This is a genomic window from Lysobacter sp. ESA13C (assembly GCF_019970005.1).
In the GTDB taxonomy this organism is placed as follows: Bacteria; Pseudomonadota; Gammaproteobacteria; order Xanthomonadales; family Xanthomonadaceae; genus Lysobacter; species Lysobacter antibioticus_B.
Genome location: NZ_JAHXYK010000061.1, coordinates 1 through 231, shown reverse-complemented (window position 1 = coordinate 231; position 231 = coordinate 1). Strand labels below are relative to the sequence as shown.

1 protein-coding gene is annotated in these 231 nt (G+C 67.5%); it reads left to right on the top strand.

The annotated features are described in order from the left end of the window. Window positions 1-11 precede the first annotated feature (11 nt). The coding region (locus LC490_RS24340) for a hypothetical protein (protein ID WP_223621920.1) at window positions 12-231 on the top strand (220 nt) is incomplete at its 3' end.

Here is a 231-nt window from a genome sequence, read left to right as displayed (position 1 = left end):
ATACGGTGACGGTGACCAACACCAGCGCCAGCGGCAACCTGACCAACGTGGTGGTGAACGACAGCAAGATCACCCCGAGCACGACGACCTGCGCCTCGGTGGCACCGGGTGCGACCTGCGTGTTGACCGGTACCTACACGGTGACTGCGGCCGACGTGACCGCCGGCAACGTGGTGAACACCGCGACCTCGACCAGCCCGGTCTGCCCGGTGGGCAGCACCGATCCGGCCT